Source organism: Rhizobium aouanii (genome assembly GCF_037002925.1).
GTDB classification, from domain to species: domain Bacteria; phylum Pseudomonadota; class Alphaproteobacteria; order Rhizobiales; family Rhizobiaceae; genus Rhizobium; species Rhizobium aouanii.
Map to the genome: position 1 here is coordinate 23,349 of NZ_JBAMYD010000021.1, position 24,353 is coordinate 47,701.

Sequence of the window (24,353 nt, forward strand, 5' to 3'; positions counted from 1 at the left end):
TGACAAACCTTTCTTAACGAAAGGTTTCCATGACAGGAGATTGATAAAGGGTGAAAGCTTGTAATCTACGATCGCTGTCAATCCTTCAGCTCGCTTAGCCCGGCGAAGAGCCCCAGAGCCTCTGGATTGGCAAGCGCTTCCTGGTTCTTCACCGGCCGGCCGTGAACGACCTCGCGCACGGCAAGCTCGACGATCTTGCCGGATTTGGTGCGGGGAATATCGGCAACCGCGATGATCTTCGCCGGGACGTGCCGCGGCGAGGCGCCGGTGCGGATGCGGGTCTTGATCGCCTTGACGAGATCCTCGGTCAGCGTCACATTCGGGGCAAGGCGGACGAAGAGGATGACGCGCACGTCGTCGTCCCAGTCCTGGCCGATGCAGAGCGCCTCGGCCACCTCCTCCATCTGCTCCACCTGATTGTAGATCTCGGCCGTGCCGATGCGCACGCCGCCAGGATTGAGCGTTGCATCCGAACGGCCGTGGATGACCAGGCCGCCATGCTCCGTCCATTCGGCGAAATCGCCGTGGCACCAGACATTGTCGAACCGGTCGAAATAGGCGGCGCGATATTTGGCGCCATCGGGGTCGTTCCAGAACATCACCGGCATCGACGGGAAGGCCTTGGTGCAGACGAGCTCACCCTTCTCCCCACGCACCGGCTTGCCGTCATCGTTCCAGACGTCGACCGCAAGGCCGAGGCCGGCCCCCTGGATCTCGCCGCGCCAGACCGGCTGCAGCGGATTGCCGAGCACGAAGCAGGAGACGATATCGGTGCCGCCTGAGATCGAGGCGAGCTGTACGTCTTCCTTGATGCCCTCATAGACGAAGGTAAACCCTTCCGGCGACAGCGGCGAGCCGGTGGAGGTCATCAGCCGCAGGCTGGAGAGATCGTGGCTGACGCGCGGCGTCAGCCCGCCCTTGCGTACCGCATCGATATATTTCGCCGAGGTGCCGAAGATGGCGAATTTTTCGGCCTCGGCATAGTCGAACAGCACGTTGCCATCGGGGGCGAAGGGCGAACCGTCGAACAGGCAGAGCGTCGCGCCGCTGGCAAGACCGCTGACCAGCCAGTTCCACATCATCCAGCCGCAGGTGGTGAAATAGAACAGCTTCTCGCCCGCCTGCAGGCCGCAATGCAGCCGTTGCTCCTTGAGGTGCTGCAGCAACGTGCCGCCGGCCGAATGCACGATGCATTTCGGCACGCCTGTCGTGCCCGACGAAAAGAGAATGTAGAGCGGGTGCGAAAAGCCGAGCTGCGTGAACTCGACCTCCCTTGCCTCATAGGGCGCGACAAAGGCCTCAAGCGTTAAAGCCCCCGGCGTCTTGCGCGCCACGGACTCCGCATCGCCGGCGTAGTGGACGATGACCGTGGGCACACCCAGATTTTTTGCGACCGTGGCGACCTTGGCGCCGACATCCTGCAGCTTGCCGGAATACCAATAGGCATCGCAGGCGATGAACAGCTTCGGACCGATCTGGCCGAAGCGGTCAAGCACACCCTGCTCGCCGAAATCGGGCGAACAGGACGACCAGATGGCGCCAATCGAGGCGGCGGCGAGCATGGCGGCGACGGTCTCCGGCATGTTCGGCATCATCGCGGCGATGCGGTCGCCTTCAGAGATGCCGAGTGCTGCGAAGGCCTGCTGCAGCTTCGAGACCAGCGCGCGCAGCCGGTCCCACGACCAGCGGTCCTCGGCCTTGTCCTCACCGCGGAAGATGATGGCATCGCCCTCCCCGCGGCCCGACAGAAGGTTCTCGGCGAAGTTCAGCGTCGCATCGGGAAAAAAGCGAGCCTCCAGCATGCGGTCGCCATTGGCTAACACCTCTACGCCGCGCTCTCCCTTGACGCCGCAGAAATCCCAGACGGTCGACCAGAAATTCTCCCGCTCGGCCACCGACCATGCATGCAGATCCTCAAAGCCTGAAAGAGAAAGCCCGAAATCGGCATTGCAGCGCTCCATGAAGGCATGGATCGGGCTTTTTGCAACGGCATCCTCCGAGGGCACCCAAAGTGGTCTGTTATCTTGCATTCAATCCTCCTCCCCAATACCGCCCTTATATCATGCTGCATTGCGTTATAAAGTACGGAACCGGCGCGATCCGATGCCGTCAATTCAAAGGTTACAGCGTCCTTTGCGCGTCTGAAAAGACGTGCGGCCGCTGTAAGAGATTTGCATATGCCTGGCATTTCCTATATCCGGCGAAATCAGCGCATAACGGGATGACCGGCTGATTGCCGGCGGAGATCATGAGCACGTCAAGACATCGCAGGTGGCGCAGGAAGATCGGACCCGTTTCGCGCTGGCTTCCGGCCTTCGCCCGCCTGTCGACGGTGTTCCTGCTGATCGCGCTGGCGCTTTTCGTGGCGCTCAGGGTTGCCGCACCCTATCTCATCTCGACCGGCTTCGTGCGCTCCGGTATCGAGGACGCGCTGTCGAAATGGACAGGCTACCATGCCGAGATCAAGGGCAGTCCGGTTCTCGAATTCTGGCCGACGCCGCGCATCACGCTGAACCAGATCACCATCCGCCAGCCGCGCGAAAGCGGCGACAAGCTGCTCGGCAGCATTGAAAGCCTGTCGGCCGATTTTAGCCTCATCGATGCGTTGAGAGGCCGGACGAGTTTCCACGAATTCCATCTGGTGCGCCCCAAGCTGGCGCTGACGCGCGATGAAAAAGGGCTGATCGACTGGAGTTATGCCGGCCTGCTCGCACGCGCGATCAGCGGCGTACGCTACGAAAACGGAGCTGAGGTTCTCGATCCTGATCTCGATGCCGAGATCGGCGCGGTGACCGTCGAGGACGGCACGCTTGTGGTCGCCGACATCAAGTCCGCCAAAACCTATCATTTCGACAGCGTCACCGCAGATATCGCCTGGCCGAGACTCTCCGGCGCAATCTCGGCGGTGGTCATTGCCCGCATCAACGGCGAAGACCTGAAGGTCGATTTCGCCTCGCGCCAGCCGCTGCTCGCCTTTGCCGGCAGGAATGCCGAGACACGGACATCGCTCACATCGAACCTTTTGACCGCGCACTTCCAGGGCATTGCCAGCATCGCCAGCCTTTCGGCCTTTTCCGGCAATGCCGCCGTCACCATTCCCGATGTGCCGGCACTCCTGACATGGTCGGGCAAATCGATCCCCGGCATCGCAACGTTGAAGAGCGCCTCGCTGGAATCAGACATCATGTCGTCGGGCAACGGGCTGCGTTTCAATAATCTCAGTCTTTCGTTGAACGAAGCGAGCGCCACCGGGGTGATGGACCTTTTCACCCAACCCGGCAAACGACCGAAGATCGGCGGCACGCTCGCCTTCGACCAGATGAACCTCAAGCCGTTCCTCGACGCCTTTGCGCTCAGGCTCGCTGCCGGCGAGGCGGAGGACATTTCCACCGGCATGAGCGGGCCGCTGCAGGTGCTCGATGTCGACGTCAGGCTTTCTGCACGGCGCGCGCAGATGGGTCTCTTCGAGCTCTCCGATGTCGGCGCCAGCATGATCGTTGCCGGCGGCGAGGCGAAATTCGATATCGGCGACAGCCAGTTCGAAGGCGGTGAAATGACCGCGCATCTGGAAGCGACACAGCGCGACTTCGACGGCGGCGGCAAGCTGCAGCTGTCGATCCGCAATGCCGACTTCGCAGCCCTTGCCGAGCGCCTTCAGCTGAAAGGTCCGTTGCCGCTTGCAACCGGATCGCTCGATCTCGACCTGCAGTCGTCGAAGGCGATCTGGACGACCGGCCTTGCCGACGTCACCGGCAGGCTGCACTTCTGGACGGGGGAAGGCACGATTCCCGGCATCGATGCCGCAGCACTCCGGACGCAGGCGGCCGAAAAACCGTTCTTTCCGCTGAGCGCGGCGGCAGGCGGCGCCTTCGCCTTCAACCAGCTCAACCTTCAGGCCGATTTCGCAAACGGCTCCGCCGAGATGCACGACGCCCGCATCGCCGGCGCCACACAGACGCTGACACTCTCCGGCGTCATCACCTATCAGTCGAACGGGCTGGCGCTTTCCGGATCGCTTGATGCTACCGATCCGGCCAAGGCAGCGGAGCTGCCGCTTCTGCCGTTCTTCATCGGCGGCTCATGGCCGAACCCGGTGATCTCGCCGGTTCCGCTTTTCGGCAATACGCCTCAGGCGCAATAAAGCGCGAGGAGCTCGCGCTTTAGACCTCACGCGCCGGCGGCTGCCGCGCGCTCGTCCCGCTGGCGCTGGATTTCACGACGCTTGGTGACGACCGAGGCGCAGATGACACCAACGGTCACGATCGCGATCAGGATCGTGCACACCGCATTGATCTCAGGCGTCACGCCGAGGCGCACCTGGCTGTAGATCCTCATCGGCAGCGTGGTGGCGCCTGGCCCCGACGTGAAACTGGCGATCACCAGGTCGTCGAGCGACAGGGTGAAGGCAAGGATCCAGCCGGAGAGCACAGCCGGCGCGATGATCGGCAGGGTGATCTCGAAGAAAGTCCGCACCGGCGGCGCGCCGAGATCCTGCGCCGCTTCCTCAATCGATTGATCGAAACTCAACAGGCGCGACTGCACGACGACGGCGACGAAGCACATGGTCAGCGTCGTATGCGCCAGCGTGATCGTCCAGAAACCGCGGTCGAAGCCGATCGCAACGAAGAGCAACAGCAGCGACAGGCCGGTGATGACGTCAGGCATGACGAGCGGCGCGTAGATCATGCCCGAAAACAGCATGCGGCCACGAAAGCGCGTGTAGCGCACCAGCGTCAGCGCCGCCATCGTGCCGAGGATGGTTGCGACCGTCGCCGACAGCAGACCGATACGGATCGTCACCCAGGCGGCGTCGAGCAGGCCCTGGTTCGACAGCAGCGAGACATACCACTTGGTGGAGAAGCCGCCCCAGACGGTGACGAGCTTCGATTCGTTGAAGGAGAAGATCACCAGAAGCACGATCGGCAGGTAGAGAAAGGCAAAGCCGAGCGTGACGGAGATGATGTTGAAACGGGTCCATTTCAGCATGAGTTATTTCCCCCGCTCTTCGGCCTTGGCCTGGGCGTTCTGGAAGAAGACGATCGGGATCACCAGGATCATCAGCAGGATCGTTGCGACCGCCGAGGAGACCGGCCAATCGCGGTTGGCGTTGAATTCGTTCCAGAGCGTCTTGCCGATCATCAGCGTCTGCGAACCGCCGAGCAGGTCGGGAATGACGAATTCACCGACGGCTGGAATGAAGACCAGCATGCAGCCGGCCACCACACCGGGGATCGACAGCGGAAAGGTGACGCGCCAGAAGGCCTTGATCGGCGTGCAACCAAGATCCTGCGCCGCCTCGATCAGCGTACCGTCCATCTTTTCCAGAGCCGAATAGAGCGGCAGCACCATGAAGGGCAGATAGGAATAGACGATGCCGATATAGACGGCGGTACTGGTGTTGAGGATGATCAGCGGGCTGTCGATGATGTGCAGCGACAGGAGAAGCTGGTTGAGAAGCCCCTCCGGTTTCAGGATCGCGATCCAGGAGTAAACGCGAATCAGGAAGCTCGTCCAGAACGGCAGGATGACCAGCATCACCAGCGTCGGACGGATGCTGCGCGGCGCCTGTGCCATGCCGTAGGCAATCGGATAGGCGATCAGCAATGTGAGGAAAGTGGAGATCCCGGCAATCACCACGCTCGAGACATAGGCATTGAAATAGAGCGAGTCCTCGGTGAGGTAGCTGTAATTGTCGAAGGAGAGCTCGCCGATCTTGCTCCAGAGCCCGGCCCAACCGTCGGCAAGTGAGAAGACGGGCTCGTAAGGCGGCATGGCGATCGCCGTCGTCGACAGCGAAATGCGAAAGACGATGAAGAAGGGCGCCAGGAAGAAGAGCAGCAGCCAGGTATAGGGGATGGCGATGACGAGGCGATTGTAGAGGCCGGAGGTGAGCTTGCCCATGATGTCAATCCTTCAGCAGAATGCCGGCGTTCTCGTCGAAGGAGACCCAGACTTCCTGATCGTAGGTGAAGGGGTCGTCGACGGAGCGCTGGGCATTGAGGGACGAGGCCTTGACGATATTGCCGCTCTGCAATTTCACATGGAAGACGGTCATGTCGCCGAGATAGGCGATGTCCCAGAGTTCGCCCCTGGCAGCGTTGACCGAAGCGTTGGCGGGAGGCGTGCGCCCGACCCGCATCTTTTCCGGCCGGATGGCGAAGCCGACGGCGCTGCCTGACGAGGGCGTCTCGGCGGCGGCGACGCGCACGCTGAAGCCGCCGTCGATGGCGATCTCAACGGTGCCATTGCCCGATGCGGCGACCTTGCCGTCGAAGATGTTCACGTCGCCGATGAAATCCGCGACGAAGCGGGAATTCGGCGCCTCATAGATCTCGGCGGGTGTCGCCACCTGCACGACCTTGCCGTGGCTCATGACGGCGATGCGGTCGGCCATTGTCATCGCCTCTTCCTGGTCGTGAGTGACGACGACGAAGGTGAGGCCGAGGTTCTGCTGCAGGTCCATCAGTTCGAACTGGGTTTCCTCGCGCAGCTTCTTGTCGAGCGCGCCGAGCGGTTCGTCGAGCAGCAGCACCTTCGGGCGCTTGGCAAGCGAGCGGGCAAGCGCCACGCGCTGGCGCTGGCCACCGGAAAGCTGGTTCGGCTTGCGGGAGGCGAACTGCTCCAGCTTGACCAGCTTCAGCATCTGCGAGACGCGGTCAGTCATCTCGTCCTTCGACATGCCGTCCTGCCTCAGGCCGAAGGCGATATTCTTCTCGACCGTCATATGCGGGAAAAGCGCATAGGACTGGAACATCATGTTGACCGGCCGCCTGTAGGGCGGCGTGCCGGCCATGTCGGTGCCGTCGAGAACGATTTCGCCCGAGGTCGGCTGCTCGAAACCGGCGAGCATGCGCAGGAGCGTCGACTTGCCGCAACCCGAAGCGCCGAGCAGCGCGAAGAACTCGCGGTGATAGATATCAAGCGACAGATCGTCGACGGCGGTAAAATCGCCAAAGCGCTTGGTGACATTCTTGAAAGCAATGAAGGGTTTTGCAGACGGATCGGTCCAAGGCGCAAAAGCGCGGCGGATATTGCCGAGAGACTTCATATTATTCCCCGAAATACAAGGTTCTGCCGGCCTCCACCCCGGCCGGTAACTGAAAGGCCCGGACGTTGCCGTCCGGGCCCAAGGCTGAATTACTGGCCGGTGACGACCTTCGTCCAGAGGCGCGTCCCCAGGCGCTGCGTTTTCGGATCCCACGGCTTGACCGTGAAGAGGTTCTTCATCACCTCTTCGGTCGGATAGATCGCCGGATCTTCCAGAATTTCCTTGCTAACGAACTGCTGCGAAGCCTTGTTGCCGTTGGCATAGAAGGTATGGTCGCTCGCCTTGGCGATGACCTCAGGCTTCATCAAGTAGTTCAGGAACTCGTGGGCTTCCGCGACATGGGGCGCATCGGCGGGGATCGCCATCATGTCGAACCACATCTGGGCGCCCTGCGAGGGGATCGAATAATTGACCTCGACGCCGTTCTTGGCTTCGGCCGCACGGTCGCGGGCCTGCAGCATGTCGCCGGAATAGCCGAAGGCGATGCAGATGTCGCCGTTGGCAAGCGCATTGATGTATTCGGATGAGTGGAACTTGCGGATATTGGGGCGCACAGCCGTCAGCAGCTCTTCGGCCTTCTTGAAATCCTCAGCCTTCGTGGAGTTTGGCTCGAGACCGAGATAACGAAACGCCGTGGTGATGACGTCCTTCGGCGTGTCGAGAACGTAGATGCCGCAATCCTTGAACTTTTCGGCGACCTTTGGGTCGAAGATCACTTCGAGGCCGGGCTTCACATCGGGACCGAGGATTTCGGCGACCTTCTTGACGTTGTAGCCGATGCCGTCCGTACCCCACATGTAATCGATCGCGTGCTCGTTGCCCGGATCATATTCAGCGGTGCGCTGCTGGATCACATCCCACATGTTGGAAAGGTTCGGCAGTTTCGACTTGTCGAGCTTCTGGAAGACGCCGGCCTGAATCTGGCGCTGCAGGAAGTCGGCTGTGGGAACGACGACGTCATAACCCGTGCCGCCGGCTAGCAGCTTGGTTTCCACGGTCTCGTTGGAATCGAAGGTGTCGTAGACGACCTTGATGCCGGTTTCCTTGGTGAAGTCGGCCAGGATGGAGTCGTCGATATAATCCGACCAGTTGTAAACGTTGACCACGCGCTCCTGCGCATAGGCCGGCGCGGCAGCAAGGAGTGCGGTAACGGCGGCGGCCGTCACGCATAGGATGGTTGACCTCATGACTTCTCCTGTTTTGTTCAAAGATTCCGCACCCGGGGCATCTTTTCCCTCTGGTTTTCGACGCAGACTAAGAAGGAATTTCTAAGCCCACAAGCGCAAAATCCAGCATCCTCAATGATTTCACAATCACTGGAAGTCGAAGGCGCTGAGGCCTGCCACCATCTCGTCGAGCCCGAGCGGTCTCGTCACCGGCGGCTCGGCCCGAGAAAGGCAGCCGCGCCGCTCGCAAAGGCGACAGGCGGGACCGATCGCGACCGGCTCGAGCGCCGTCGCCTGCCCGTAGACCACGCCTTCGCCAAGGGCAGCGTCGCAGCCGATGAGGATCGCGGTGCGCCTGACCCTTTCGCCGAATTCGACGCTTGGTCCCTCCAGGGTGCGGGCGACCGTCAGAAAGGATGCGCCGTCAGGCATGACGACCGTTTCGGCGAGGATCTGGCCCGGCTGGAGAAAGGCGGCATGGATATTGAGCTTCGGACAGCCGCCGCCGAAACGGGCCTGCGGGAAGCCCTGGGCGCCCGCCCTGCGCAGCCGGTGGCCGGCGGCATCGATCTCGATCAGGAAGAAGGGAATGGCGGCCGCCCCGGGGCGCTGCAGCATGGCAAGGCGCGCAGCCGCCTGGCCGAAAGAGACGCCGAAGCGCGCACGCAGAATATCGATATCGTAGCGCGTCGCCTTCGCCGCCGAAAGAAAGGCCTCGTAGGGCATTGCAAGCGCTAGCGCGGCGATACGGGCAAGCTCGAAGCGGGCGATGCGGCGCGCCTCGGCGGAGGAGAGCGAGAGATCGTCGAGTTCGGCATCGATTGCCGGCAGCAACGCAAGCGTCGCAGCCTCGACGGCGATCTCATGCGCACGGTCGGCCTGCGACAGGCGCTCCGAGATGAAGAGCCGCATCGAATGGCGATCGAAGCGGCGGCGCAGATCCGGCATGACGTGGACGGGCAAGACACGCACTGCAATGCCGCGCTCGGAGCGCAGCCAGTCCTTCAGCCCGGCGGCAAGATCGACGCCCCAGGGCAGCGTGGCGGCAAAGGCTTCCGCCGCCGTCTCGATCTGTCCGAAATAGCCGGACCTGCGCTCCAGCGTTTCGCGCACCTCGTCCAGCGGCAAGCGGCCGGCGGCGACCGGCGCATGCCCTTCGGCGGCCATCAGCGCCGTCAGATCGGAGAGCCTTGCCGCCTGCTCGCGATAGGCGCGGTAGAGCTTGATCATGCCGCTTGCGGCATTGGGTGCGGCCTCGGCCACTTCGACCAATTCCTGATCACCCGGCAGTTCGCCCGACAGCAGCGGATCGGCAAAGACCTCCTTGAGCTGGCCGAGACTGCCGCCGGTCTGTCCGCGCAACTCTTCCAGATCGACCCTGTAGACGCTTGCAAGCTTGAGAAGGAGCTGCACCGTCAATGGCCGCTGGTTGCGCTCGATCAGGTTCAGATAGGACGGCGATATTTCAAGCGCTTCGGCCATGGCGGTCTGCGTCAGCGCCAGCGCATTGCGGATGCGTCTGACTTTCGGGCCTGCGAATATCTTTCGTTCCGCCATGTCACACCCTTTGACAGGAAGGAGCGCTTATATTTACAAAACTTTACAAATTCACAACGCCACTCTGTCAATCCTCCTCATCTTAACCTCTTTCCACCCAGGAAATCAAAGGTTTTTCTGGTCATAGCACGTCATATTGTCAATCTTGTCACGCAACACGTTTGTCGGGCTTCTAGTGAGGAGAGCACATGACTGATTTTTACAAGCTTGTTCCAAATGCATCAGCCAGCCGCTTCGACGGCATCGAGAGACCGTACTCGGCCGAAGACGTGCAGCGGCTCAGAGGCTCTGTGGCGCTCCGCCATACGCTGGCCGAAATGGGGGCGGACCGGTTGTGGCGGCTTCTGCATCAGGAGGATTTTGTCAATGCGCTCGGCGCACTTTCCGGCAACCAGGCCATGCAGATGGTGCGCGCCGGGCTGAAGGCGATCTATCTCTCCGGCTGGCAGGTGGCAGCCGACGCCAATACCGCATCGGCGATGTATCCAGACCAGTCCCTCTATCCGGCCAATGCCGGGCCGGAACTTGCCAAGCGCATCAACCGCACGCTGCAGCGCGCCGATCAGATCGAGACCTCGGAAGCCCAAGGGCTTTCCGTCGACACCTGGTTCGCGCCGATCGTTGCCGATGCGGAAGCAGGCTTCGGCGGACCGCTCAACGCCTTCGAAATCATGAAAGCCTATATCGAGGCGGGTGCCGCGGGCGTTCACTTCGAGGACCAGCTCGCCTCGGAGAAGAAATGCGGCCATCTCGGCGGCAAAGTGCTGATCCCGACGGCCGCCCATATCCGCAATCTCGACGCCGCGCGGCTTGCAGCCGACGTCATGGGCGTTGCAACGCTGGTCATTGCCCGCACCGACGCGGAAGCGGCAAAGCTCTTGACCTCAGACATCGACGAGCGCGACCAGCCCTTCGTCGACTATGATGCCGGCCGCACGGTCGAAGGTTTCTATCAGGTCAGAAACGGCATCGAGCCCTGCATCGCGCGCGCCGTCGCCTATGCGCCGCATTGCGATCTCATCTGGTGCGAGACCTCGAAGCCGGACCTCGATCAGGCGCGGCGTTTTGCCGAAGGCGTGCACAAGGTCCATCCCGGCAAGCTGCTCGCCTATAATTGCTCGCCCTCCTTCAACTGGAGGAAGAACCTCGACGAGGCGACGATCGCAAGGTTCCAGCGCGAACTCGGCGCGATGGGCTACAAGTTCCAGTTCATCACGCTGGCCGGCTTCCACCAGCTGAACTACGGCATGTACGAACTGGCGCGCGGCTACCGGCAACGGCAAATGTCGGCCTATTCCGAGCTGCAGCAGGCGGAATTCGCCGCCGAGGTCAACGGCTATACCGCCACCAAACATCAACGCGAGGTCGGCACCGGCTATTTCGACGCCGTGTCGCTCGCCATCACCGGTGGTCGGTCTTCGACCACGGCGATGCACGGCTCGACCGAACATGCGCAGTTCAAGCCGGCTGCGGAATAACTCGAAGAGGAGGAGAAGATCATGGCATCCATCACACGCGTCAGGGAACGGGCCGAAGAGCAGGCAAGCAGCATGAGCGAGGATCAGCAGACGACGATCCGCATGCTCGCCAACGACCTGCATCGGCTGAACCAATCGGTCATGAAGGCCGTCGAGGCCGGCGTCTCGGTCGAACTGGTGCGCTCGGCCCGTCATCACGGCGGCGACGGCCACTGGGGCGACCTGCTGATCCCCGTCGTCGTCACCAACCGGCATTGACGAAGTCCGGCCGCGGCGCTCTAGCCGCGGCTCGGTCGTTTTCCGGCGAAGAGATCGGCATAACTTTTGATGAGCTTGGTCATGCGGTCGGCGACCGTCCGGATCTCCGGGCGGTGGCGGTCCTCGGCATTCATGACGATCCATTGCCGGTGGCGCAATTCCGGCAACTCGCCGCCCTGGCGCTGCAATTCGGGATGGAGATCGCCGACGAAACAGGGAAGTACGGTCTTGCCGGCGCCGGCGCGCACCAGATCCGGCAGCGAGCGCGGCCGATTGACGGTGGCAACGATTCCCGTCCCGGCATGGGTGTGCGGCCAGCGCAGATAGGCCGAGATCGCCTCTTCCTCAGCAACGGCAATCCAGCGCTCGTCGGTCTCGGCGGCGTTGCGCCTGACATAGACGGCATAGGCCACCTCCCCGAGCAGACGTGCGGCAAGATTGGCCTCTTCAGGCTCGAAGGCGCGAATACCGATATCACTTTCGCGATAGGCAAGGCTCGCCCGCGCCTCGCCGATGGTGAGCGAAATGGCGAAGGCATCGCCCGGCATGCGGATTGCAGCGAAATTCTCGGTCAGCAGCCAGGCGAGCCAAGTGCCGGCGGCGACCCTGACGGTCGTGCCGCCCTCGCCGGACTGCCGCCACGCCGCCACCTTGCGGGCGGCGGCCTCCATCTCCTGCAGGTGATCGAGCAGCGCCTGGCCATCCTGGGTCAGACGGTATCCGGTCTGGCTGCGCGAAAACAATGCGCGGCCAATCTCCTGCTCGAGATCGAGCATGCGCCGGCCGACCGTCGCAGGACTGAGCCCGCTTGCGCTGCTTGCCCCCGTCAGCCCGCCGAGCCGGGCCACCTGCAGGAAAAGCTGATAGGAATCCCAACTCGCATTTTTCATTGATGAAAAACATAGCGGGATTTTTTCCGTTTATAAAGAGAAATTCGACGCCTAGATCAAGTGATGTCTTACACAGGAAAGGACATTGTCATGATCGACATGATCACCATCGCAGGCACCATCGGCTATCGGCACTATCCCCAGCGAAGCGGTGATAAGGCGGAAGAGGACAGATTCTATGCCGAGTTCGGAGACAATAGCCTCATTGGCTTGGCCGCCTGGCTGACGTCGCTCGACCTCCACCTCAGAAGGCGGCGCAAAGCCGCAGCGCAATCCCGCAGCGGCAGCGGCTGCGCGGTTCAGGCGACTCTTCTTGCTCCGAGATGAGCCGGTGCCGATTCTGCGACGATGCGGAACCGCTCGATCAGCGCCATCAGCGTATCGGCCTCGCCGGCAAGCAGGCGGCTTGCCTGCGTCGTCTCGGCAACCATCGCCGCGTTCTTCTGGGTCATCTGGTCCATGGCGTTGACCGAACCGTTGACCTCCTGCAGCGCGGCCGACTGATCGCGGCTGGCGGTGGCGATGGTTTCGACATGGCCGCTGATCGCGATGATCTCCTGGCTGATCGAGGCAAGGACGCTGCCGGTCTTCTGGACCAGTTCGGACCCTGCCGTCACTTCGCGGCTCGATGTCTCGATGAGCGACTTGATCTCGCGCGCCGCATCGGCCGAGCGCTGGGCGAGTTCGCGGACTTCCTGGGCGACGACGGCAAAACCCTTGCCCGCCTCGCCGGCGCGCGCCGCCTCGATGCCGGCATTCAGCGCCAGAAGATTGGTCTGGAAGGCGATGTCGTCGATCACCTCGATGATCTGCTCGATACGCTGCGAAGCCTGCTCGATGCGATCCATGGCGGCAACGGCATCGCCGACGACGGCGCCGGAATTGTCGGCCGTCTTCTTGGTCGCGGCCACGACATTGTTGGCTTCACGGGCACGCTCGGCGGAAGAACGAACCGTCACGGTGATCTCTTCCACCGCGGCCGCAGTCTCCTCGAGGTTCGCCGCCTGCGCCTCGGTGCGTTTCGAAAGCTCGCCGGCAGAGGCAGAGACGGCGCCGCTGTTGCGCTGGATCGTCGCGGCGCTGTCACGGATACCGGTTAGCGTATCCTGGAGCCGCAAGAGGGAAGCGTTGAAATCGACGCGCAGCTGCTCCAGCCGGCCGACGAAGGGCGTGCCGATCGTCTGCGAGACATCGCCCTGCGACAGGCGCCCGAGGCCGGCGGCAAGCTGGTTGACGGCAAAGTCGATCTGGCCGTCGAGCGAGCGCTTGTCGGCATCGTTCCTGGCACGCTCGGCATCGCTCAATTCGCGCTGTTCGGCAGCCTGGGTTTCCAGGTCGCGCCTTGCACGGGCACTGTCGCGGAAAAGCGCCAAGGCCCGGCCGATGTCGCCGAACTCGTTCCTCTTTTCGACACAAGGGATCGGCCCTTCGAGATCGCCCGCGGAAATCGAGTGCACGCTCGCGGTCAGCGCCTGCAAAGGCTTCACCGACAGGCGGATCGCATAAAAGGCGAGAACGCCGACGAGCAGCATGACGATGCTGCCGGCACCGAGAACCAGCATCTGCAGCTCATACATGCGCTGGTAATAGAGCTCCATCGGAATGCCGATGAAGAGGATGCCGACATTGGCGTTCGAGGCGTTCTTGATGGGGAAATAACCGGTCATGAACTTGCGGCCGAAAAGCTCAGCCGGACCGTAATAAGCCTCGCCCCTGGCGAGAACCGGCTGGGCGGGGTGCTCGGCGACCAGCTTGGTGCCGACGGCCCGGTCGCCGTTTTCCTTCTTAACGTTGGTGGAGATGCGGACGTAGTCGCTGCCCTGCTTTTGAAAGATGGTTGCAACGCCGGCGATCGATTGCGCCGTGCGGTCGACCAGCGAATGGTCGGCAAGGGCGGGAATAGCGTCTTCCGTGACAGTGGAGAGCTGATTGTCCTTCAGCTCGATCTTTGCAGCCTGATCGGCCGCGCCGTAGAGGACGGCCATGGCGCGGGTGGCATCCCTAGCGTCGGAGACAGCCCCGTCCATGACATGGCGGCTCAGATTGTAATAGGTCACGCCGACGATGGCGGCCGTGCTGATCGCCAGCAGAAACAGCGTGATCGCAACGATCTGGCGTACGATCGACGTAGAGAAAAGGCGCAGCATCGAGACCCCCGGGAGATAGACCAAGGTTAAATTAGACTAAAAGCGTTAAGGAAGATTCTCCGTAAATCATGACTGCCGGAGGTATTCGTCGGTCCCGTTTTCGGACGGATCATCTCTGCGTGATGACCGCGCGGCAGCTCGCAATCCGACCAGATCGCGATTTCTGCGGAATAAATAGAAACGGCCCCGGAAAGTCCGGGGCCGTTCGATAAAGACGGTCGGTCGATGATCAGGCGGCGCGATAGACCGGCGCGCCGGTCGCTTCGCCATCGATCTTGAACTGCTGGATGAGCCTGCGCAGCGAGTCGGCCTCGTCGGCCAGTTCGCGGCTGGCGGCAGTCGTCTCCTCCACCATGGCGGCGTTCTGCTGGGTCATCTGGTCCATCTGATTGACCGTCGCGTTGACGCTCTGCAGCGCGTTGGACTGGTCGTGGCTGGCGCGGGCGATCATCTCGACATGCTGGCTGATCGTGACGATCTGGGCGCTGATCTTGGCGAGCACCGTGCCGGTTTCCTGCACGAATTGCGAGCCGGAATTGACCTCGTTAGTCGATTTATTGATCAGCCCCTTGATCTCCTGCGCCGCGGCGGCGGAGCGCTGGGCAAGTTCGCGGACTTCCATCGCGACCACCGCAAAGCCCTTGCCGGCTTCACCGGCGCGCGCCGCCTCGATGCCGGCGTTGAGCGCGAGCAGGTTGGTCTGGAAGGCGATTTCGTCGATGACGCCGATGATCTGCTCGATCTGACGCGAGGCACCTTCGATGCGGCTCATCGCGTCGATCGCATTGCTGACGACGACGGCGGAATCGTCGGCGCTGCGCTTGGCCTGACGGACGATCTGGTCGGCATCCTTGGCGCGTTCGGCCGACGAGCGGACGGTGACGGTAATCTGGTCGACGGCGGCAGCGGTCTCTTCGAGCGAGGCAGCCTGCTGTTCGGTACGCTTGGAGAGATCCTCGGCCGACTGGGCCATCTGATTGCCGTTGCCCTGGATCAGTTCGACATTGTCGCGGATCTGGCTCATCGTCGCCTGCAGGCGCATCATCGAACCGTTGAAATCCTGGCGCAGCTGTTCGAGACGGCCGATGAAGGGCGTTTCGATCGTCGTCGAAATATCGCCCTGCGACATGCGTTCGAGGCCGGCGGCAAGCGCATTGACCGCGAATTCGATCTGACGATCCATCTCGCGCTTTTCGGCGTCGTTGCGCTGGCGCTCGTGTTCGGCGGCGGCGCGTTCCTCGTCGCTCTGCTCCTCGATGCGGATCTTCGAGATGGCATTTTCCTTGAAGATGCCGAGCGCGCGGGCCATGTCGCCGATTTCATCGTGGCGCTGCTCGCCGGAGATGCTGGTATCCAGCGCCCCTTCGGCGATGCGGCGCATGGCGCCGGTGATATGACTGATCGGGCGTTGCAGCGTCAGCACCAGGGCAATGCCGCCGAGGATCGACAGAAGGATGCCGAGACCTGTGGTCATGACGGAAATGCTGTTTGCCTGGGTGCGCTCGGTGCCGGCCGTCTGCTTCTGCAGCTCGGCGAAATCGGTCAGCTTTTTCCAGATCTGGTCAAGTTCTTGGCGGGCCGCGGCATAGGCCGCGACGCGCTGACCGATCGTGTCGACGATCTTCGAGCCGCCGCCGGAAATGACGTCGAGCGCCGGCTGGATCGCGCCGGATATGCCTTCGGCAAAACCCATGCCCTTGGCGCTGGTGACCAGCACCTGCATGTCCTTGCCGAGCGTGCCGGCCTGCTGCTGCAGGCGCACGAGATTTTCCTTGCTGGAATCGGCGAGGAAATCGGAAAGAACGATCTGCAGCGAATAGACGGAATTTTCGAGACGTCTCGTATCCTGCAGGACCGAGTTGGCCTGGGCAATCCGACCGTCGAGCGCGGCGAATTCCTGCGTCGCATCACGCATTTTCTGCGTCGCGGTCAACTGCGTATAGGTCGCGGTCTGGCGGAAGCGCGAAACGAGACGGCCGAGCTCGGTGGCAGTCTCGTCGGTCGGATTGGGCGTCTGGGCGATCGTCTTGATGCCGTCGATGGTCGCAGCCAGCGCGTCGACGACATTCTTCTGGTTGCTCGGAACCGAGATGGCGATCAGACGCTGCGATTTGACGATCTCCGGCATCTGTTCGTTGATGAAGGCGAGCTTGTCCTGCGGCGTCTGCGGCTTGCTGAAGCCGCTGGCGACGGTGCCGAGAAAATCGCCGCCCTTCAGCAGGCGATCGGCGGTGCGAAGGGTAGCGGTGGCGGCACTCTCATCGCTTTGGACGGTGTTCTGCAATTCCTCGGCCTGGTAGGATACGGTGAAGCGGGTGCTGATCACGCTCTTTTGCGCTGCGTCGATCTGCTCATGCAATGCTCGCTCCTGCTCGTGCAGCGCCCAGAGTTTGTCGACGACGCCCGAAATCTCCTTGGTGCGGCGCGATGCTTCCGCAAGGCTGTCGCGGCCGGCGGCATCCTCACCGACCTGGTTCAGCGTCTGATCGAGCACGCCTTGCTGGGTCTTCAGATCCGCGATCAACTTGTCGCGCGCCTCAGGGCTGGTGACGCGCAGGAAATCGTCCATCGAACCGTAGAGATCCTTGAACCCGCTCAGCGACTGCAGCACGCTGTTGGATATTTCCATGCGGCCCTGCAGAAGTCCGGAGGCATAGAGGCCCGTCAGGCCCACCGCCGAAATGGTGACGACGAAAGGCAGAACGAAGATCAAAACCTTGGTCTTGATCCTGAAGCGGGAAAGAATCTTGTCAATCAACATGGCGTTCCGGGCCTTTCATACACACTCCTCCCGCAGGCGGCCACATGGCGCCAGCCGGGTGCACATCGAGCTGTTCTTATTTTACATTGGGAAACCCGGAGGCCGGGCGGCAGTCATTGCCAGTTCATGTCCAAACAACTTGGAGATGCCCAAATATTCGCGAGCAATTGTGTCAGATTAGATATTAATTTTCGGATAAGCGGTCATGGCGGGTTAAGCCAAGGCGGTGAAATAGTTGCAAATTATGGTCGGCGACGCCGCGGTTCGCCAATTACCATGCCGCAACGTTGGTTCCAGGCCTGCTGACAGGATCAGATGAAGTGCGAGAGCAGCAGCGCGAGGCTGGCGGCGGTGGCGCCGGCTGCTAGCATCAGATAGCGCAGGGCGACCATCCGAGCGTTCGGCTTTGCCTCGGCAATTGCGATGGCGCGGGCGCGTCGTGCGTTTCTGTTCATGGTCGAAACCTCACTTCTCTCTGACACAACAACAATCCAACAAAACGGGTCGCTGGTAAAGCTATATGTAGGAATAGCTTCGCAAACCGCCAATTGAGACAGGATGGCGCAGCTCTATTAAGAAGTCTTGAATCGGTATCTCCGGATATTTCAAAGGCATGTCAAAAAATGTGCAGCGTTTTGGGCCCATGACATGCATCAGAACAAAGAGCTTTAGACGCATTCGCCGGCGACAAAACCGGAAGCCCAGGCCCATTGGAAATTATAGCCGCCAAGCCAGCCGGTGACGTCGACGCATTCGCCGATGAAATAGAGGCCGGGCACGCCTTTTGCTTCCATGCTGCGGGAATCAAGCGCTGCCGTGTCGATGCCACCGAGCGTCACTTCGGCCGTGCGATAGCCCTCCGAGCCGGACGGTTTGACCACCCAGTTCTGGGCGCCGGCGGCAAGGCGCAGCAGCACCTTGTCGGGCAGGTCGGCCATGTTGCCGGATATCTTTTCGCGCTCTACGAGAAATTGTGCCAGCCGCTTCGGCAGGATATCGCCGAGTGCCGTCTGCGGCGACTGACGGCCATTGATCTGTTTTGCCGCCTTCAGATGGGCGGCGATGTCGATATCCGGTTCGATCGCGACCACGACCTCGTCGCCCTCGCGCCAAAAGGAAGAGATCTGCAGGACAGCGGGGCCGCTCAGCCCGCGATGGGTGAAGAGCAGCGCTTCGCGGAAGGCGGTTCTGCCGTGGCGGATTTCGGCCGGGGCAGCAATGCCGGCGAGCGGGGCGATGTTTTCCAGCAGGCCGGGATCGAGCGTCAGCGGCACGAGGCCGGGGCGGGTTTCGAGCACGGTCAAGCCGAACTGCTCGGCGAGGCGGTAGGCAAAGCCGGTGGCGCCCATCTTCGGGATCGATTTGCCGCCGGTGGCGACGATCAGCGACGATGCTTCACAGTGACCTTCGCCCGTCGATACCCGGAAACCGGCTTCGGTCTTTTCGACGCCTGATATCTCGGTGCCAAGATGCAGTGTCGCGCCGGCCATGCGCATTTCATCCAGCAGCATGCGGATGATGTCCTTGGCGCTATCATCGCAGAAAAGCTGGCCCAGCGTCTTCTCGTGCCAGGCAATGCCGTAGCGGTCGACCATGGCGATGAAATCGGCGGGCGTGAAACGGGCGAGCGCCGACTTGCAGAAATGCGGGTTGGCGGAGAGGAAATTCTTCGGCCCGGCATGGATATTGGTGAAATTGCAGCGGCCGCCGCCTGATATGCGGATCTTCTCGCCAGGCGTGCGTGCATGGTCGAGGATGACGACCGAGCGGCCGCGTTTTCCGGCACGGATGGCCGCCATCATGCCCGCCGCTCCGGCACCGATGACGATAACGTCGCTTTTGCGCTGCAAACCCGTTTCCCCGATCAAACCCCGCGTCTTCTTTTCCATCAAAGGGCGAAAGTCAACGTTCTCAACCCCTCGCCAATTGGCAAAGTCTGGTTATGATGGCGGCACGATCAACGCAAACCGGTGTGTCATGTCCCCAAAAAAGACGACGCTGAAGCCTGCCAGAAACGTACCCGCCTCAAAGAAAACTCCCCCGGAACCCGGATCCCTGCGCGGCGTTGCGAACTGGAAGGAAGCAGCGCGGTGGCTGAGGGACAGAGGCATCGAAGACATCGAATGCATCACGCCGGACCTTGCCGGCGTTGCGCGCGGCAAGATGATGCCGAGCTCGAAATTCACCTCCAACACCTCGCTGGCCCTGCCTTCGGCGATCTACCGGCACACGATTTCGGGCGAATATCCCGACGAGACGGAGAGTTTCCGCTACGAGCCGCGCGACAGCGATCTGAAGCTGATGCCCGACCTTTCGACGCTTTCGGTCGTGCCCTGGGAGACCGACCCGACGGCGCAGGTGATCTGCGACATCGTCGATTCGGACGGCGGCGAAGTGTCCTATACGCCGCGCAACGTGCTGAAGCGCATCATGAGCCTCTATCACGAACGCGGCTGGAAACCGATCGTGGCGCCCGAGATCGAATTCTATCTCGTCGCCAAGAACGACGATCCCGACTATCCGCTCCACCCGCCGAAAGGTCGGTCCGGCCGCTCGATCCTCGGCGGCCAGGGCTATTCGATCGCCGGCATCAACGAGTTCGACGAACTGATCGACGACGTCTACCATTTCTCAGAGAAGCAGGGGCTGGAGATCGATACGCTGATCCATGAAGAAGGACCGGCGCAGTTGGAGATCAACCTGCGCCACGGCAATCCGATAGAGCTTGCCGACCAAGTGTTCCTATTCAAGCGGACGATCCGCGAGGCGGCGCTGAAGCACGATATCTACGCGACCTTCATGGCCAAGCCGATGCAGGGCCAGCCGGGCTCGGCGATGCATATCCACCAGTCGGTGGTCGATATCGAGACCGGCAAGAACATCTTCTCCAATCCCGATGGCTCGGCTTCGAAGGAATTCTTCCATTTCATCGGCGGCATGCAGAAATTCGTGCCGAGCGCGATGGCGATGCTGGCGCCCTACGTGAATTCCTACCGGCGCCTGCAGCCCGATATGTCCTGCCCGGTCAACAATGCCTGGGGTTACGACAACCGGACGACCGCCTTCCGTGTCCCGGTCTCCGATCCGCAGGCGCGGCGGGTGGAAAACCGGCTGCCGAGTTCGGACGCCAACCCCTATCTCGCGCTCGCCGCCTCGCTCGCCTCCGGCCTGCTCGGCATCATGAAGCAGATCGAACCGACGGCGCCGACTGAGGATTCGGCCAATGAGGGTTCGATCGACCTACCGCGTGGCCTGCTGGAAGCCGTGGCGTTGCTCGAGGACGAACCCGCCTTTGAGGAGATATTCGGCAAGCAGTTCATCGGCCTTTATGCCGGCGTCAAGCGCGGCGAGTTCGAGACCTTCATGCAGGTGATCAGCCCCTGGGAGCGGGAATTCCTTCTGCTCAACGTGTGAGGGAAGCATCATGGCATCGCAGGAGACGTGGCAGAGCCCGATCGCGCCCGGGCTGTCCTGGTATCAGGCAACCGTCGGGGAGCGGCCCACCTATCCCGCTCTCGACGGCTCGAGAACATGTGACGTCGCGATTGTCGGCGGCGGTTATACCGGCCTGCAGGCCGCCTATAATCTTGCCAAGTCGGGCGTTTCGGTGGTCCTGATCGACGCCTGCCGCTTCGGCGACGGGGCGTCCGGGCGCAATGGCGGCCAACTGGGCACCGGTCAGCGATGGTGGCCGGAGGAACTCGAGGAGAAGATCGGCTACGAACGCTCGAAGGCGCTGTTCGATCTTGCCGAAGCGGCCAAGCGCCATCTCATCGATTTCGCCCGCGAGCATCAGATCGAGATCGACTATGTGCCCGGCCAGCTCAATGTCGCACATAAGGCGAGCTACAAACGCGACTATTACGAAAATGCCGAAATCGCCGCCTTACGCTACGGCTATCCGCATCTCAGCTTCATGGACGAGGAGGAAACGCAAGAAAGACTCGGCTCGAAGCGTTTCCATTGCGGCGTGCGCGATGTCGGCACCGGCCATATCCATCCGCTGAAGCTGCTGGTCGGGCTGGCGCGGGTCGCCGCCAATGCCGGTGCTGAAATCTTCGAGATGACCACGGCAACGGCGATCCGCCAAAGCGGCGGCAAGGTGACGATCGAAACGGAAAGGGGAACGATCACCGCTGAGCGCGCGCTGATCGCCTGCGACGGCCATATCGACGGCCTCGAGCCGGTGACGGCGAGCCATGTCATGCCGATCCGCTCCTTCATCGGCGCCACGGCGCCGCTCGACGGGCATCCCGATGTGCTGCCCGGAGGCGAGGCCGTGGCCGATTCGCGCTTCGTCGTGCGCTATTTCCGCAAATTCGGCGACGGCCGTCTGCTGTTCGGCGGACGCGAGGCCTATACCTCGGACAATCCGCGGGACATTTCGCTGCACATCCGCCGGCAGATCGCCGAGATCTACCCGGACCTCAAGGACATCGAGATCACCCATGCCTGGGGCGGCAACGTCGGTATCACCATGCCACGCCAGCTCTTCGTGCGCGAGGTCATGCCCGGTGTCATCTCGATCGGCGGCTATTCCGGCCATGGCGTCATGCTGTCAAACTACTGTGGCAAGCTCTACGCGGAAACGGTGCTTGGAAAATCTCGCGATCTCGACCTCTTCACATCGCTTGATATTCCCGCCTTTCCCGGTGGTGCGCGCATGCGGGCGCCGTTGCTTTTCCTCGCCTTGTCGTGGTTTGCGCTCCGCGACAAGTTTTAGTCCGATTGCGGATTTCCTCTTCCGGAAATTCGCTTTAAAACCGGTGCCTGAGAGATTCATTGCACTGCACACTGGCTTTTTTAAATCGATTAGATTAAAAGGGCCGCCAACCAGCCTGATTGAGAGACAAGCTCATGAGCAGCCAAATCATTCCCGTTGAGCCCTTTGATTATGTCGTCTTCGGCGGCAGCGGCGACCTTGCAGAACGCAAGCTTCTGCCCGCGCTGTATCATCGCCAGATCGAAGGCCAGTTTAGCGAACCGACCCGCGTGATCGGCGCCTCGCGCAGCCCGTTGACGGATGAGGAGTACCGCAAATTTGCCCGCGATGCGCTGAAGGAACACCTCAAGAAGGGCGAATATGACGAGGCGGAGGTGGAGAAGTTCTGTGCCCGCCTCTACTATGTCTCGGTCGATGCCCGCACCGACAGCGGCTGGGATCAGCTGAAGAAGCTGCTCGATGAAGGCAAGGAGCGCGTGCGCGCCTTTTATCTGGCAGTCGCGCCCGGCATCTTCGGCGACATTTCGCAGAAGATCCATGACCACAAGCTGATCACCAAATCGACTCGCATCGTCGTCGAAAAGCCGATCGGCCGCGACCTTGCCTCGGCGCTGCAGCTCAACGACACGATCGGCCGCGCCTTCAAGGAAGAGCAGATCTTCCGCATCGACCACTATCTCGGCAAGGAGACGGTGCAGAACCTGATGGCGCTGCGCTTTGCCAATGCGCTCTATGAGCCGCTGTGGAACGCCAACTATATCGACCACGTGCAGATCACGGTGGCTGAATCGGTCGGCCTCGAAGGCCGCGCCGGCTATTACGACACGGCGGGCGCACTGCGCGATATGGTGCAGAACCACATCCTGCAGCTGCTCTGCCTGACGGCGATGGAAGTGCCCTCGTCGATGGATTCGGAAGCCGTACGTGACGAGAAGTTGAAGGTGCTGCGCGCGCTGAAGCCGCTCAATGCCTCCAACGTCGAGCAGGCGACGGTTCGCGGCCAGTATCGCGCCGGCGCATCGGGCAGCGGCCCGGTCAAGGGCTACCTCGAAGAGCTCGAAGGCGGCGTCTCGAACACCGAGACCTTCGTTGCCATCAAGGCCGAAATCAACAACTGGCGCTGGGCCGGCGTTCCCTTCTATATCCGCACCGGCAAGCGCCTGACCGGGCGCATGTCCGAGATCGTCATCACCTTCAAGCCGATCCCACATGCGATCTTCGACCAGGCGGCCGGGCGCATCGTCGCCAATCAGCTGATCATCCGCCTGCAGCCGGATGAAGGCGTCAAGCAGTCGCTGATGATCAAGGATCCGGGCCCGGGCGGCATGCGCCTGCGCAACGTCTCGCTCGACATGAGCTTCGCTCAGGCCTTCAACGTCCGCAATCCCGACGCCTACGAGCGCCTGCTGATGGACGTAATCCGCTCCAACCAGACGCTGTTCATGCGCCGCGACGAAGTGGAAGCCGCATGGAAATGGGTGGATCCGATCCTCAAGGGTTGGGAAACGACCGGCCAGCAAGTGCAGGGCTATACGGCCGGCACCTGGGGACCGAGCCAGGCCATCGCGCTGATCGAGCGTGACGGCCGCACCTGGCATGACGAAATCTAGGACGAAATCGATGGCATCGACCCTCCATTCCTTCGCCAGCGCCGCAGACCTCGCCGGCAGCCTCGCCGATAAGGTCGCGGATACGCTTTCGGCAGCGATCGCCGCCCGCGGAACGGCGTCTATCGCCGTTTCCGGCGGCTCCACACCGAAGGCCTTCTTCCAGGCGCTTTCGACACGCGACATCGCCTGGGAAAAAGTGACGATCACGCTTGTCGACGAACGCTTCGTGCCGGCCGACAATCCGCGCTCGAACCATCTGCTGGTCGATGCCAATCTTCTTCAAAACAAGGCAAAGGCGGCGCGCTTCGTGCCACTTTACCAGCCGGCACCTTCCGTCGGGGAAGCTGCAAGACTTGCGACGGCAAAAAGCGCCGAGATCGGCATCCCCTTCGACGTTGTCATCCTCGGCATGGGCGGCGACGGCCACACGGCCTCGTTCTTTCCGGGCGGCAGCAATCTTGCGGAGGCGATCGATGCATCGACGCCGCGCGGCATCATCACCATGGAAGCGGAAGGGGCCGGCGAACCGCGCCTGACCTTCACCTTCTCCAGTCTTGAGGATGCCGCACTCCTGGTTCTCCATATAGAGGGCGAAGGCAAAAAAGACGTTCTCGCCAAGGCGGAAGGCAGCGGTGACGAGGCAGACATGCCGATCCGCGCCATTCTGCGCCGGGCCACTTCCCCGGTCGAGATCTACTGGGCTCCCTGATCCGCC

Annotated in this window: 19 protein-coding genes; 8 read left to right on the plus strand and 11 right to left on the minus strand. The window is 61.9% G+C overall.

The features are described from left to right. Positions 1-77: 77 nt before the first annotated feature. Positions 78-2,030, minus strand: a complete 1,953-nt coding sequence (locus tag V8P77_RS29430) for an acetoacetate--CoA ligase (RefSeq protein WP_335915685.1) — start codon at positions 2,028-2,030, stop codon at positions 78-80. Positions 2,031-2,248: 218 nt separating this feature from the next. Between V8P77_RS29430 and V8P77_RS29435 the strand changes: the two genes are divergently transcribed. Continuing rightward, positions 2,249-4,141 carry an AsmA family protein gene (locus V8P77_RS29435; RefSeq protein WP_335915687.1) on the plus strand — a complete coding sequence of 631 codons (1,893 nt, stop codon included), beginning with the start codon at positions 2,249-2,251 and terminating at the stop codon, positions 4,139-4,141. A 26-nt stretch (positions 4,142-4,167) separates the two neighbouring features. Here V8P77_RS29435 and V8P77_RS29440 read toward each other — a convergent pair whose 3' ends face one another. The 5 genes from V8P77_RS29440 to V8P77_RS29460 all read right to left on the minus strand — a co-directional run bounded on the left by V8P77_RS29440 (position 4,168) and on the right by V8P77_RS29460 (position 9,771). Continuing rightward, a complete protein-coding gene (locus tag V8P77_RS29440; RefSeq protein ID WP_335915689.1) occupies positions 4,168-4,986 on the minus strand; it encodes an ABC transporter permease in 819 nt (272 codons plus the stop codon). A gap of 3 nt (positions 4,987-4,989) precedes the next feature. Next, the gene (locus tag V8P77_RS29445) at positions 4,990-5,901 is read right to left on the minus strand and encodes an ABC transporter permease subunit (RefSeq protein WP_335915691.1); all 912 of its coding nucleotides are present in this window, start codon (positions 5,899-5,901) and stop codon (positions 4,990-4,992) included. Positions 5,902-5,905: 4 nt separating this feature from the next. Beyond that, positions 5,906-7,048, minus strand: coding sequence for an ABC transporter ATP-binding protein (locus V8P77_RS29450; protein WP_221955343.1), 1,143 nt, complete (start codon positions 7,046-7,048; stop codon positions 5,906-5,908). An 89-nt stretch (positions 7,049-7,137) separates the two neighbouring features. Then, positions 7,138-8,235 carry a polyamine ABC transporter substrate-binding protein gene (locus tag V8P77_RS29455; protein ID WP_335915693.1) on the minus strand — a complete coding sequence of 366 codons (1,098 nt, stop codon included), beginning with the start codon at positions 8,233-8,235 and terminating at the stop codon, positions 7,138-7,140. A gap of 126 nt (positions 8,236-8,361) precedes the next feature. Continuing rightward, positions 8,362-9,771 (minus strand): helix-turn-helix domain-containing protein, encoded by a 1,410-nt coding sequence (locus V8P77_RS29460; protein WP_168259381.1) that lies wholly within the window; start codon positions 9,769-9,771, stop codon positions 8,362-8,364. Positions 9,772-9,959: 188 nt separating this feature from the next. Here V8P77_RS29460 and aceA point away from each other — a divergent pair, with 188 nt between their 5' ends. Together aceA and V8P77_RS29470 are read left to right on the plus strand one after the other, a co-directional pair. Next, positions 9,960-11,249, plus strand: coding sequence for an isocitrate lyase (aceA, locus tag V8P77_RS29465; RefSeq protein ID WP_335915696.1), 1,290 nt, complete (start codon positions 9,960-9,962; stop codon positions 11,247-11,249). Positions 11,250-11,270: 21 nt separating this feature from the next. Then, entirely contained in the window at positions 11,271-11,507 is a 237-nt protein-coding gene (locus V8P77_RS29470; protein WP_003545603.1) for an SMc00767 family acetate metabolism repressor, read from the plus strand. A gap of 20 nt (positions 11,508-11,527) precedes the next feature. Here V8P77_RS29470 and V8P77_RS29475 read toward each other — a convergent pair whose 3' ends face one another. Then, on the minus strand, positions 11,528-12,397 hold the full coding sequence (locus V8P77_RS29475; protein WP_335915698.1) for a LysR family transcriptional regulator: 870 nt from the start codon (positions 12,395-12,397) through the stop codon (positions 11,528-11,530). Between the two features lie 90 nt (positions 12,398-12,487). Here V8P77_RS29475 and V8P77_RS29480 point away from each other — a divergent pair, with 90 nt between their 5' ends. Beyond that, on the plus strand, positions 12,488-12,724 hold the full coding sequence (locus V8P77_RS29480; RefSeq protein WP_335915699.1) for a hypothetical protein: 237 nt from the start codon (positions 12,488-12,490) through the stop codon (positions 12,722-12,724). Here the strand turns inward: V8P77_RS29480 and V8P77_RS29485 are convergent. From V8P77_RS29485 to V8P77_RS29500, 4 genes are all read right to left on the minus strand, one after another. Next, positions 12,697-14,544 (minus strand): methyl-accepting chemotaxis protein, encoded by a 1,848-nt coding sequence (locus tag V8P77_RS29485; protein WP_335915700.1) that lies wholly within the window; start codon positions 14,542-14,544, stop codon positions 12,697-12,699. The genes V8P77_RS29480 and V8P77_RS29485 overlap by 28 nt on opposite strands. A gap of 229 nt (positions 14,545-14,773) precedes the next feature. Further along, complete coding sequence (locus V8P77_RS29490) at positions 14,774-17,305, minus strand: methyl-accepting chemotaxis protein (protein WP_335915701.1); 2,532 nt, start codon at positions 17,303-17,305, stop codon at positions 14,774-14,776. A gap of 311 nt (positions 17,306-17,616) precedes the next feature. Continuing rightward, positions 17,617-17,760: a hypothetical protein gene (locus tag V8P77_RS29495; protein WP_012756101.1), complete on the minus strand. Its 144-nt coding sequence runs from the start codon at positions 17,758-17,760 to the stop codon at positions 17,617-17,619. A gap of 213 nt (positions 17,761-17,973) precedes the next feature. Then, entirely contained in the window at positions 17,974-19,194 is a 1,221-nt protein-coding gene (locus V8P77_RS29500; protein WP_335915703.1) for a BaiN/RdsA family NAD(P)/FAD-dependent oxidoreductase, read from the minus strand. Positions 19,195-19,282: 88 nt separating this feature from the next. Here V8P77_RS29500 and V8P77_RS29505 point away from each other — a divergent pair, with 88 nt between their 5' ends. The 4 genes from V8P77_RS29505 to pgl all read left to right on the plus strand — a co-directional run bounded on the left by V8P77_RS29505 (position 19,283) and on the right by pgl (position 24,347). Next, a complete protein-coding gene (locus V8P77_RS29505; protein ID WP_335915704.1) occupies positions 19,283-20,719 on the plus strand; it encodes a glutamine synthetase family protein in 1,437 nt (478 codons plus the stop codon). Positions 20,720-20,729: 10 nt separating this feature from the next. Continuing rightward, the gene (locus tag V8P77_RS29510) at positions 20,730-22,028 is read left to right on the plus strand and encodes an NAD(P)/FAD-dependent oxidoreductase (RefSeq protein WP_335915706.1); all 1,299 of its coding nucleotides are present in this window, start codon (positions 20,730-20,732) and stop codon (positions 22,026-22,028) included. A 134-nt stretch (positions 22,029-22,162) separates the two neighbouring features. Continuing rightward, positions 22,163-23,638, plus strand: coding sequence for a glucose-6-phosphate dehydrogenase (gene zwf / locus V8P77_RS29515; RefSeq protein WP_335915707.1), 1,476 nt, complete (start codon positions 22,163-22,165; stop codon positions 23,636-23,638). Between the two features lie 10 nt (positions 23,639-23,648). Then, positions 23,649-24,347, plus strand: a complete 699-nt coding sequence (gene pgl / locus V8P77_RS29520; protein WP_335915708.1) for a 6-phosphogluconolactonase — start codon at positions 23,649-23,651, stop codon at positions 24,345-24,347. Positions 24,348-24,353: the final 6 nt, after the last annotated feature.

What these genes read in the sequence shown, in the direction of transcription:
- V8P77_RS29430 (WP_335915685.1), bottom strand. Translation starts at nt 2,030, where the DNA reads ATGCAAGATAACAGACCACTTTGGGTGCCCTCGGAGGATGCCGTTGCA.
- V8P77_RS29435 (WP_335915687.1), top strand. Translation starts at nt 2,249, where the DNA reads ATGAGCACGTCAAGACATCGCAGGTGGCGCAGGAAGATCGGACCCGTT.
- V8P77_RS29440 (WP_335915689.1), bottom strand. Translation starts at nt 4,986, where the DNA reads ATGCTGAAATGGACCCGTTTCAACATCATCTCCGTCACGCTCGGCTTT.
- V8P77_RS29445 (WP_335915691.1), bottom strand. Translation starts at nt 5,901, where the DNA reads ATGGGCAAGCTCACCTCCGGCCTCTACAATCGCCTCGTCATCGCCATC.
- V8P77_RS29450 (WP_221955343.1), bottom strand. Translation starts at nt 7,048, where the DNA reads ATGAAGTCTCTCGGCAATATCCGCCGCGCTTTTGCGCCTTGGACCGAT.
- V8P77_RS29455 (WP_335915693.1), bottom strand. Translation starts at nt 8,235, where the DNA reads ATGAGGTCAACCATCCTATGCGTGACGGCCGCCGCCGTTACCGCACTC.
- V8P77_RS29460 (WP_168259381.1), bottom strand. Translation starts at nt 9,771, where the DNA reads ATGGCGGAACGAAAGATATTCGCAGGCCCGAAAGTCAGACGCATCCGC.
- aceA (WP_335915696.1), top strand. Translation starts at nt 9,960, where the DNA reads ATGACTGATTTTTACAAGCTTGTTCCAAATGCATCAGCCAGCCGCTTC.
- V8P77_RS29470 (WP_003545603.1), top strand. Translation starts at nt 11,271, where the DNA reads ATGGCATCCATCACACGCGTCAGGGAACGGGCCGAAGAGCAGGCAAGC.
- V8P77_RS29475 (WP_335915698.1), bottom strand. Translation starts at nt 12,397, where the DNA reads ATGAAAAATGCGAGTTGGGATTCCTATCAGCTTTTCCTGCAGGTGGCC.
- V8P77_RS29480 (WP_335915699.1), top strand. Translation starts at nt 12,488, where the DNA reads ATGATCGACATGATCACCATCGCAGGCACCATCGGCTATCGGCACTAT.
- V8P77_RS29485 (WP_335915700.1), bottom strand. Translation starts at nt 14,544, where the DNA reads ATGCTGCGCCTTTTCTCTACGTCGATCGTACGCCAGATCGTTGCGATC.
- V8P77_RS29490 (WP_335915701.1), bottom strand. Translation starts at nt 17,305, where the DNA reads ATGTTGATTGACAAGATTCTTTCCCGCTTCAGGATCAAGACCAAGGTT.
- V8P77_RS29495 (WP_012756101.1), bottom strand. Translation starts at nt 17,760, where the DNA reads ATGAACAGAAACGCACGACGCGCCCGCGCCATCGCAATTGCCGAGGCA.
- V8P77_RS29500 (WP_335915703.1), bottom strand. Translation starts at nt 19,194, where the DNA reads ATGGAAAAGAAGACGCGGGGTTTGATCGGGGAAACGGGTTTGCAGCGC.
- V8P77_RS29505 (WP_335915704.1), top strand. Translation starts at nt 19,283, where the DNA reads ATGTCCCCAAAAAAGACGACGCTGAAGCCTGCCAGAAACGTACCCGCC.
- V8P77_RS29510 (WP_335915706.1), top strand. Translation starts at nt 20,730, where the DNA reads ATGGCATCGCAGGAGACGTGGCAGAGCCCGATCGCGCCCGGGCTGTCC.
- zwf (WP_335915707.1), top strand. Translation starts at nt 22,163, where the DNA reads ATGAGCAGCCAAATCATTCCCGTTGAGCCCTTTGATTATGTCGTCTTC.
- pgl (WP_335915708.1), top strand. Translation starts at nt 23,649, where the DNA reads ATGGCATCGACCCTCCATTCCTTCGCCAGCGCCGCAGACCTCGCCGGC.